This is a genomic window from Brevundimonas sp., from assembly GCF_036402095.1.
Classification (GTDB): domain Bacteria; phylum Pseudomonadota; class Alphaproteobacteria; order Caulobacterales; family Caulobacteraceae; genus Brevundimonas.
The window spans coordinates 1-8,261 of record NZ_DASWTO010000161.1 but is presented as its reverse complement, the minus strand read 5'-3'; the positions used below and the strand labels follow the sequence as shown (position 1 = coordinate 8,261).

Genomic DNA, 8,261 nt, shown 5'->3' with positions numbered 1-8,261 from the left:
GGCCGGCTTCAGCTGACCCCAGAAGTCGCGCAGCAGCTTCTTCCAGTCGAGATCGCCCGCCGACACCTCGTCGAGCTGGGTCTCCAGATCGGCGGTGAAGTCGTACTGCACCCACTTTGCGAAGAACTGTTCCAGGAAGGCGGTGACCAGCCGGCCCGTGTCCTCCGGGATGAACCGGTTCTTGTCCATCCGCACATAGCCGCGGTCGCGCAGCGTGGTCAGGATCGAGGCGTAGGTCGACGGGCGGCCGATGCCCAGTTCTTCCAGCTTCTTGACCAGGGTGGCTTCCGAAAAGCGCGGCGGCGGTTCGGTGAAATGCTGTTCGGTGCGGACGGCCTCGACCTTGACGCCCGCGCCTTCCTTCAGGGCCGGCAGGCGGGTGGTGTCGTCCTCGTCGTCCTCGCCCGACTTCGGCCGGTCGTCGCGGCCCTCCTCATACACCGCCATGAAGCCGTCGAAGGCGACCACCTGGCCGGTGGCGCGCAGGGCCGTCTGCCCCGTCGGCTCCTCGATCTCGACCGTGGTGCGGTCCAGCCGCGCCGATTCCATCTGGCTGGCGATGGTCCGCTTCCAGATCAGTTCGTACAGCCGCTGCAGGTCGCCCTCGAGGCGCAGCGTCTCCGGCGCCCTCGCCATATTGGTCGGGCGGATCGCCTCGTGCGCCTCCTGGGCGTTCTTGGCCTTGGTCTTGTAGAACCGGGGCTGTTCGGGGACGTAGGCCGGGCCGAAGCGGTCGCCGATCACCTGACGCGCCTGGGCGATGCCTTCCGGGCTGACCGACAGGCCGTCGGTCCGCATATAGGTGATCAGACCGCCCTGGTCGTCGACGCCCTCGTACAGCTTCTGCGCCGCCTGCATCGTCCGCTGCGCCGTGAAGCCCAGCTTGCGCGAGGCTTCCTGCTGCAGGGTCGAGGTCATGAACGGCGGGCTGGGCGCGCGCCTGACCGGCTTCTTCTCGATCGAGCGGATGGTGAACCGCCCGGCGTTGATCGCCTCGCGGGCCGCCGTCGCCATCGCTTCCGAGACGATGTCCAGCCGCTGCACGCGCTTGCCGTCGTGCTTGACCAGCCGGGTGGTGAAGGGCGGGCTGTCGGCGGTCAGATCGGCCTCGACCGACCAGTATTCCTGCGGCCGGAAGGCCTCGATCTCCAGCTCACGGTCGACGACGATGCGCAGGGCCACCGACTGGACGCGGCCGGCCGAGCGCGCGCCGGGCAGCTTGCGCCATAGCACCGGCGACAGGGTGAAGCCGACCAGATAGTCCAGCGCGCGCCGGGCCAGATAGGCCTCGACCAGCTCCATATCCAGCTGGCGCGGCGCGGCCATGGCCTCCAGCACCGCGGGCTTGGTGATGGCGTTGAAGGTGACCCGTTCGACCGGCGTATCCTTCAGCGCCTTCTTCTTCGTCAGGATGTCCAGCACGTGCCAGCTGATCGCCTCGCCCTCGCGGTCGGGGTCGGTGGCGAGGATGACCCGGTCGGCCTTCTTCGCCGCCTCGGCGATCTCGGACATCCGCTTCGAGGCCTTGGGATCGATCTCCCACGACATGGCGAAGTCGTCGTCGGGCAGAACGGACCCGTCCTTCGACGGCAGGTCGCGGACGTGACCGTAGGACGCCAGGACGTGGAAGTCCGGGCCGAGATATTTGTTGATGGTCTTGGCCTTTGCGGGGCTCTCGACGACGACGAGGTTCATGCGGGGAGGGGGCCTTGAAGGGGCTCGAAAGGGGGCGGAACGTGGTTGGCGCGGGCGTCGCTGTCAATCGGCGGTGAAATTCGGATCCCGCGTCAGAGGGAAACCAGTCCTCCCGGCAACAGGGTGGCGCGGCCGGCGAGGCTCAGTTCCAGCAAGGCCGCGGCCACCCGTCCGATCGGGGCCGACAGCGCCCGGGCCAGCTCGTCGCGCGGCGTCGGGGTCGGAGAGAGCAGGGCCGCGACCCGGTCGAGGAAGGCGGCGTCGACATCGTCAGGCGCGCCGTCGAACGGATTGTCCGGCGGCGGCTCGCGCAGGGTGCGCAGGGTCGAGAAGGCGCGCTCCACATCGTCCACGCCCTCGCACAGGATCGCGCCCTGCCGCAGCAGTTCGTTCGGACCGCGCGACCTCGGGTCCAGCGGCGAGCCCGGCACCGCGAACACGTCGCGGCCCTGTTCGCCGGCCAGCCGGGCGGTGATCAGCGAGCCCGAGCGGATTTCCGCCTCGACCACGATGACGCCGCGCGACAGGCCCGAGATGATGCGGTTGCGGCGCGGGAAATCCCTGGCCTGGGCGCGCGCGCCGATCGGACTCTCCGAAACGACGCAGCCCTGCTCGGCGATCTGGCGGTAGAGGTCGGCGTTGTCCGGGGGATAGACGTCGTCCACCCCGCCGCCCAGCACGGCCACGGTGCCGGTCGGCAGGGCCCCGAGGTGCGCCGCGCTGTCGATGCCCCGCGCCAGCCCCGAGACCACGACGTGACCGGCCTCTCCGAGCTGCTGCGACAAACCCCGCGCGATCCGCTGACCGCCGGCCGAGGCGATCCGGGCCCCGACCACGGCGATGCACGGCCGCCCCGTCAGGCCCGCGTCGCCCAGCGCCCAAAGCACCGGCGGCGGCGGGTCGACGGCCGCCAGCATCTGCGGATAGTCCTCGTCGCCCAGCACGATCAGCTGCGCCCCGATCCGTGCGCCCGCCTCGACCTCGGCCTCGATCTCTGCGATGGGCGGCAGGTCCTGCCCATGGCCGCTCCCGCGCCGCAGAAGGTCGGGCAGGGCTTCGATGGCCCGCTCCGCCGTGCCGAACCGGTCCAGCAACTGTTTGAAGGTGACGGGGCCGACGCGGTCGGTCCGGGCCAGTCGCAATCGGGCGAACCGCTCCGTCTCCGGCAGCGGCGCCCGGGCGGTCACGCCTTCCCGGCGCCGATACGGGGTTCGGACCCCTTCAGCAGACGGGCGATGTTCTGGTGGTGCCGCACCCAGATCAGGCCCGCCGTGAAGACTGCCAGCACGAAGATCGGCGCCGGCGCCGGCAGGCCCACCGCCGCCAGCGGGAGCAGGGCGTAGAGCGGAGCGGCGGCGGACGAGACCAGCGCCGCCAGCGAGGAAATACGGAATACGGCGGCGACGATCAGCCAGGTCGCTCCGGCCAGCAGGCCCAGCGGCCAGGCCGCCGCCAGCAGCAGGCCGAAGAAGGTCGCCACCCCCTTGCCGCCCTTGAACCCCAGCCAGACGGGGAACAGGTGGCCGAGGAAGGCCGCACCGCCCGCGATCGCCGCGATCGCCGGCACGCCGGGGAACAGGTAGCGCGCCAGCAGCAGGGCCGCTGCGCCCTTGCCGGCGTCCAGCAGCAGGGTGGCGATGGCCAGATCCTTGCGCCCGGTGCGCAGCACATTGGTCGCCCCGATATTGCCCGATCCGATCTGGCGCACGTCCCCGGCGCCCGCGGCGCGGGTCAGGATGACGCCAAACGGAATGGAGCCCAGCAGGTATCCGCCCGTCGCCGCGAGCGCGAGCGTCCCCAGGGCCGGGCCGACCAGATCCTGCAACCGATTCGCTCCCCTCTAGCGTGCGTCGTGGACGATGCGTCCGCCGACGACCGTGAGCAAGACCTTCCCTTGCAGGCGCCGTCCGTCGAAGGGCGAGTTCTTCGACTTGGACCTCAGCGCGTCGGCGTCGATGACGACCGGCGCGCCGGGATCGAACAGCATCAGGTCGGCGGGCGCGCCCTGCGCCAGCACCCCGGCCTCCAGGCCCAGCAAGGTCGCCGGCCCATGAGTCAGCGGACGCAGGACGTCGAGCAGATCGAGACCGTCCTCGTGATGCAGGGACAGCGCCGCCGGCAGCAGGGTCTCCAGACCCACCGCTCCCGGCGTGGCCTCGGCGAACGGCCGGCGCTTGTCCTCGGCCGGGGCCGGGGCGTGGGCGCTGGTGATGGCGTCGATCAGACCGTCGCGCACCGCCTCGATCAGCGCCTGCCGGTCGCTCTCGGGCCTCAGCGGCGGATCCATCCGGTAGAAGGTCCGGTAGTCGCCGATGTCGATCTCGTTGAAGCACAGGTGGTTGATCGACACCGAGGCGGCGACCTCCAGCCCCCTGGCGCGCGCCCGGGCCAGCGTCTCCAGCGCCCCCTCGGTCGAAATCTGGTCGACCAGGAAGCGCGCGCCGGTCTGCTCGACCAGGGCCAGGTCGCGTTCCAGCTGGATGCGCTCGGCGATGGCCGGGGCCGAGGCGAGGCCCAGCCGCGTGGCCAGTTCGCCCGAGGTCGCCACCGCTCCCTCGCTCAGCCACGGATCGGCCGGCCGGCACGAAATCAGCGCGTTGAAGGCCGCCGCATAGCTCATCACCCGCTGCAGCACCCGGGTGTCGGCGATGACCCGGTCGACGTCGGTGAAATACAGCGCCCCGGCCTCGTCCATCAGGCCGATCTCGGCCATGCGCTGACCGTCCCGACCGCGCGTCGCCGCGCCCGCCGCACGTACGTTGACCAGATCCAGCGCCGCGCCGCGCCGCTGGATGAACTCGATCATGGCCGGGTCGTCGATGGCCGGATCGGTGTCCGGCTGGATGACGATGGTGGTCACGCCGCCCGCCGCCGCCGACAGCGACGCCGACTTCAGCGTCTCTTTCGGTTCCGCCCCGGGCTCGCCGGTCTTGACCCGGATGTCGATCAGGCCGGGCGCCAGGCACAGGCCGCCCGCGTCCACGACCTCGACGCCCGCCGGGGCGGCGGCTCCGGCGCCGTGGATGACCTCGACGATCCGCCCGTCCTCGACCAGCACCGCGCCCGGGCCGTCGTAGTCCGAGGCGGCGTCCAGCAGCCGCGCGTTGAGAATGGCCAGCGCGCTCATGCCCCGGCTCCCTCGCGCCGCGCGGACAGGGCCGCCAGCACCGCCATGCGCGCCGCCACCCCCATCTCGACCTGATCCTGGATCAGCGAAACGGTCAGGTCGTCGGCCACGTCGGAATCGATCTCCACGCCCCGGTTCATCGGCCCCGGGTGCATCACCTTCGCCCCCGGCTTCGCCCAGGCCAGCTTTTCGCGGTCCAGGCCCCAGAAGCGGAAATACTCGCGGGTCGAGGGCACCAGCGCCCCCTCCATCCGCTCCAGCTGCAGGCGCAGCATCATCGCCACATCGACGCCCTGCAGCCCCTCGCGCATGTCGTGGAACACTTCGCAGCCCCAGCGGTCGGCGTCGCCCGGCACCAGCGTCGGCGGCCCGATCAGACGCACCCGCGCTCCCATCATCGACAGCAGGGCCACGTTCGACCGCGCCACCCGGCTGTGCGCGATGTCGCCGCAGATCGCGACCGTCAGTCCGCCGACGTCGCCGAAGGCCCGGCGCAGGCTCAGCAGGTCCAGCAGCGCCTGGGTCGGATGCTCGTGGCGCCCGTCGCCGGCGTTGACCACCGCGCAGCCGACCTTCTGCGACAGCAGGGCCGCGGCGCCCGAGGCGGAGTGGCGCACCACCAGCACGTCCGGCTTCATGGCGTTCAGCGTCGCCGCCGTATCGATCAGCGTCTCGCCCTTGGCCGTGGAGGAGGTGCGGGGCGAGAGGGCCGTCACGTCGGCGCCCAGCCGCTTGGCCGCGATCTCGAACGAGGCGCTGGTCCGCGTGGAGTTCTCGAAGAACAGGTTCATGACCGTCCGGCCGCGCATCAGGTCCAGCGACTTGGCGCTCTGCCGGTTGAAGTCGACGAAGGCGTCGGCGAGGTCCAGCAGGGGCGGGACGGTCGCGGCGTTCAGATCGCCGGCGGACAGGAAATGGTCGCGGGGAAACGGCGCCAGCCGCTCGTGGATCAGGTCGGTGACGGCGGCGGGCTGGGTCATCGAGGCCCGGCTATACGGTGGACTCACAGGAAACGGAAGGCCGCCAGCAGCAACGGAATGGTGGCGGCGCTCGCCACCGTCGTGAACGCCACCACCCCGGCGATCAACGGCGCGTCTCCGCCCATCTGCCTGGCCAGCACATAGGACGCCGCCGCACCGGGTGCCGCCCCGGCCAGCAGGGCGATTCCCTGCGCCGTCCGGTCTCCCCCCAGCCAGCCGCAGACGTAGTACATGGCGACCGGCAGCAGCAGCAGCTTGATCGCCGAGACGGTGACGATCAGCACCGGCCGCGCCGCGGCGTAGCGGAAGCTCAGCCCCGCCCCGGCGGTGATCAGCCCCAGGGCGATCGCGCCCGGCCCCATCATGCCGAACACCCCCTCCAGAATCGCATCCGGCTCGAACCCGCTCAGGTTCAGCATCGCCCCGACGCCGCAGGCCCAGATGATCGGATTGCGCGCCAGCGAGCGCAGCGCCAACCGCCAGCCGCCGCCCTGGCCCGCGCCCCATTTCGCCAGCGCCAGCACGCAGATCACGTTCAGCGCCGGCGCCAGCACCCCGAAGGCCACCGCCGCCGTGCCCAGCCCCGCCTCGCCGAACACCGCCCCCGCCACCGGCAGGAAGACGAAGCCGTTCCAGCGGATCACGCCCTGGAACACGCTGGTGAAGCCGGGATCGCTCACCCGGATCGCCGGCTTGGCCGCCAGCGTCAGCGCCGCCACCGCGAACGATACGCCGATGGTGCTCAGGGCCACCGGCCCGGCCGTGCCGGCGCTGAAGTCCGCGCCCCACACCGCCGGCACGAGGAAGGCCGGGTAGAAGATGAAATAGGTCAGCCGCTCGACCGCGCGCCAGCCGTCGTCCGCCAGCAGCCCGCGCACCTTCAGCCCCCAGCCGAGCGCGATCATGACGAACACCGGCACGATCCCGGCCAGCAGTCCGCTCATGCCCGCAGCCGGTCCAGCGCGCCCTGCAGGATCCAGGCGGCGGCGGTGCGGTCGACCACATTGGCCCGCCGCTTGCGGTTCAGGTCCAGCTCTTCGATCAGGAACCGCTCGACGGCGCTGGTCGACAGCCGCTCGTCCTGAAACGCCACGGGCACCGCCCGCAGCCGTTGCAGATTGCGTGCGAACGCCCGGCACGACTGCGCCCGCGGCCCCTCGGTCCCGTCCATGTTCAGCGGCAGGCCGATGACCAGCCCGGACGCCTTGCGCCCGTCCATCAGCCTCAGCACCGCATTGGCGTCGTCCGTGAATTTCGTCTTGCGGACCAGCACCAGCGGACTGGCGATCATCCGCGTCGCGTCGGACGCCGCCACCCCGATGGTCTTCTCGCCGAGGTCCAGCCCCAGCCACGGCGTCCCGGGCGGGGTCGAGGCGGCGAGCTCTTCTAGGGTCATGACGGTCACGGCCTGCCGGTAGGACTGGCGCGACCCCGTGTCAAAGTGCAAAGCTTCGCCGCGTTAGACGAGGAGGGTCGTCCAATGAAGCCGCTTCTGTTCCTTACCGCCCTGGTCGGGCTCGCCGCCTGCGACACCGGCGTCGAAAGCCGGAAGGAGGCCGTGCCGCCCGCCGAGCAGGGCGCGCCGGCCGCCGAGGCCCGGGTTGACGCCCGCCCGTCGGGCCCCGCGCGCTCGATCTCGCCGTCCACCGACGCCGGCCTGCAGAGCGCCGCCTCGGTCAGCAACGTCCAGCCGCTGCACGACCACGGCTACGACGCCAAGCTGCTCAACCTGACCGGCGGCGATCCGGCGGCCAACGGCAATCACCTGTATCTCGCCTTCTTCCGCGGGCCGGCCGAGGGCTGGACCCTGTTCATGCTCGGCGACTTCGCCTCGTGGGAGCTGGTGGAGGAGGGCGCGCGCGGTCTGATCTTCGACACCACCACGGATGTCGTCGGCCCGGACGGAAACATCACCCGCGGTCCCAACCAGCGCTACATCGTCGACTATGCGCCGGGCGGGCCGGAGGCGACGGCGCCCGAAACGGTCACGATCACCCCCGCCGCCTGATTCCGGCACGCGAATCCTTGTGATTCCGGGGCCGGGCGGCTAATCCCGCCGGCTTACGTTCTCGCTATCGGAGGGCCGCATGGCCATCGACGCCGCGACCGTGCGCCGCGTGGCGCACCTCGCCCGCATCAAGACCCCGGAAGACCGGCTCGAGCCGCTCGCCCGGGAGCTGAACGGCATCCTCGCCTGGATCGAACAGCTCAACGAGGTCGACGTCGACGGCGTCGAGCCGATGACCTCCAACGTCCATCAGCCGCTGCGCCTGCGCGACGACGTCGTCACCGACGGGAACAAGGTCGCGGACGTCCTCTCCAACGCGCCGCGCTCCGCCGACGGCTTCTTCGTCGTGCCCAAGGTGGTCGAGTAGATCATGACCGACCTGACGAAACTGACCCTCAGGGCCGCCCTCGACGGCCTCAAGGCCCGCGACTTCTCCTCGGAGGAGATCACC

9 protein-coding genes are annotated in these 8,261 nt (G+C 71.2%); 2 read left to right on the top strand and 7 right to left on the bottom strand.

Annotated elements, in window-relative coordinates:
- The 7 genes from topA to ruvX form a co-directional block, all read right to left on the bottom strand.
- A partial coding sequence (gene topA / locus VGD32_RS11115; RefSeq protein ID WP_331031952.1) for a type I DNA topoisomerase occupies positions 1 to 1,695 on the bottom strand: 1,695 nt, incomplete at its 3' end.
- A gap of 92 nt (positions 1,696 to 1,787) precedes the next feature.
- Positions 1,788 to 2,882 (bottom strand): DNA-processing protein DprA, encoded by a 1,095-nt coding sequence (gene dprA / locus VGD32_RS11110; RefSeq protein ID WP_331031951.1) that lies wholly within the window; start codon positions 2,880 to 2,882, stop codon positions 1,788 to 1,790.
- Positions 2,879 to 3,520: a glycerol-3-phosphate 1-O-acyltransferase PlsY gene (plsY, locus tag VGD32_RS11105; protein ID WP_331031950.1), complete on the bottom strand. Its 642-nt coding sequence runs from the start codon at positions 3,518 to 3,520 to the stop codon at positions 2,879 to 2,881. Before plsY ends, dprA begins: the two co-directional genes overlap by 4 nt.
- Before the next feature lie 15 nt (positions 3,521 to 3,535).
- Complete coding sequence (pyrC, locus tag VGD32_RS11100; protein ID WP_331031949.1) at positions 3,536 to 4,822, bottom strand: dihydroorotase; 1,287 nt, start codon at positions 4,820 to 4,822, stop codon at positions 3,536 to 3,538.
- Complete coding sequence (locus VGD32_RS11095) at positions 4,819 to 5,802, bottom strand: aspartate carbamoyltransferase catalytic subunit (protein ID WP_331031948.1); 984 nt, start codon at positions 5,800 to 5,802, stop codon at positions 4,819 to 4,821. The genes pyrC and VGD32_RS11095 overlap by 4 nt, the downstream gene beginning before the upstream one ends.
- Before the next feature lie 23 nt (positions 5,803 to 5,825).
- A complete protein-coding gene (locus VGD32_RS11090) occupies positions 5,826 to 6,746 on the bottom strand; it encodes an AEC family transporter (protein WP_331031947.1) in 921 nt (306 codons plus the stop codon).
- Positions 6,743 to 7,207 (bottom strand): Holliday junction resolvase RuvX, encoded by a 465-nt coding sequence (ruvX, locus tag VGD32_RS11085; protein WP_331031953.1) that lies wholly within the window; start codon positions 7,205 to 7,207, stop codon positions 6,743 to 6,745. The genes VGD32_RS11090 and ruvX overlap by 4 nt, the downstream gene beginning before the upstream one ends.
- Before the next feature lie 75 nt (positions 7,208 to 7,282).
- Between ruvX and VGD32_RS11080 the strand changes: the two genes are divergently transcribed.
- Both VGD32_RS11080 and gatC read left to right on the top strand, forming a co-directional pair.
- Complete coding sequence (locus VGD32_RS11080; RefSeq protein WP_331031946.1) at positions 7,283 to 7,810, top strand: hypothetical protein; 528 nt, start codon at positions 7,283 to 7,285, stop codon at positions 7,808 to 7,810.
- A gap of 79 nt (positions 7,811 to 7,889) precedes the next feature.
- Positions 7,890 to 8,177 (top strand): Asp-tRNA(Asn)/Glu-tRNA(Gln) amidotransferase subunit GatC, encoded by a 288-nt coding sequence (gene gatC, locus VGD32_RS11075; protein ID WP_331031945.1) that lies wholly within the window; start codon positions 7,890 to 7,892, stop codon positions 8,175 to 8,177.
- The last annotated feature ends 84 nt before the right edge of the window (positions 8,178 to 8,261 follow it).

Bases quoted from the DNA above. Each gene is read 5' to 3' on its own strand.
- pyrC (WP_331031949.1), bottom strand. From the start codon at position 4,822: ATGAGCGCGCTGGCCATTCTCAACGCGCGGCTGCTGGACGCCGCCTCG.
- VGD32_RS11095 (WP_331031948.1), bottom strand. From the start codon at position 5,802: ATGACCCAGCCCGCCGCCGTCACCGACCTGATCCACGAGCGGCTGGCG.
- VGD32_RS11090 (WP_331031947.1), bottom strand. From the start codon at position 6,746: ATGAGCGGACTGCTGGCCGGGATCGTGCCGGTGTTCGTCATGATCGCG.
- VGD32_RS11080 (WP_331031946.1), top strand. From the start codon at position 7,283: ATGAAGCCGCTTCTGTTCCTTACCGCCCTGGTCGGGCTCGCCGCCTGC.
- gatC (WP_331031945.1), top strand. From the start codon at position 7,890: ATGGCCATCGACGCCGCGACCGTGCGCCGCGTGGCGCACCTCGCCCGC.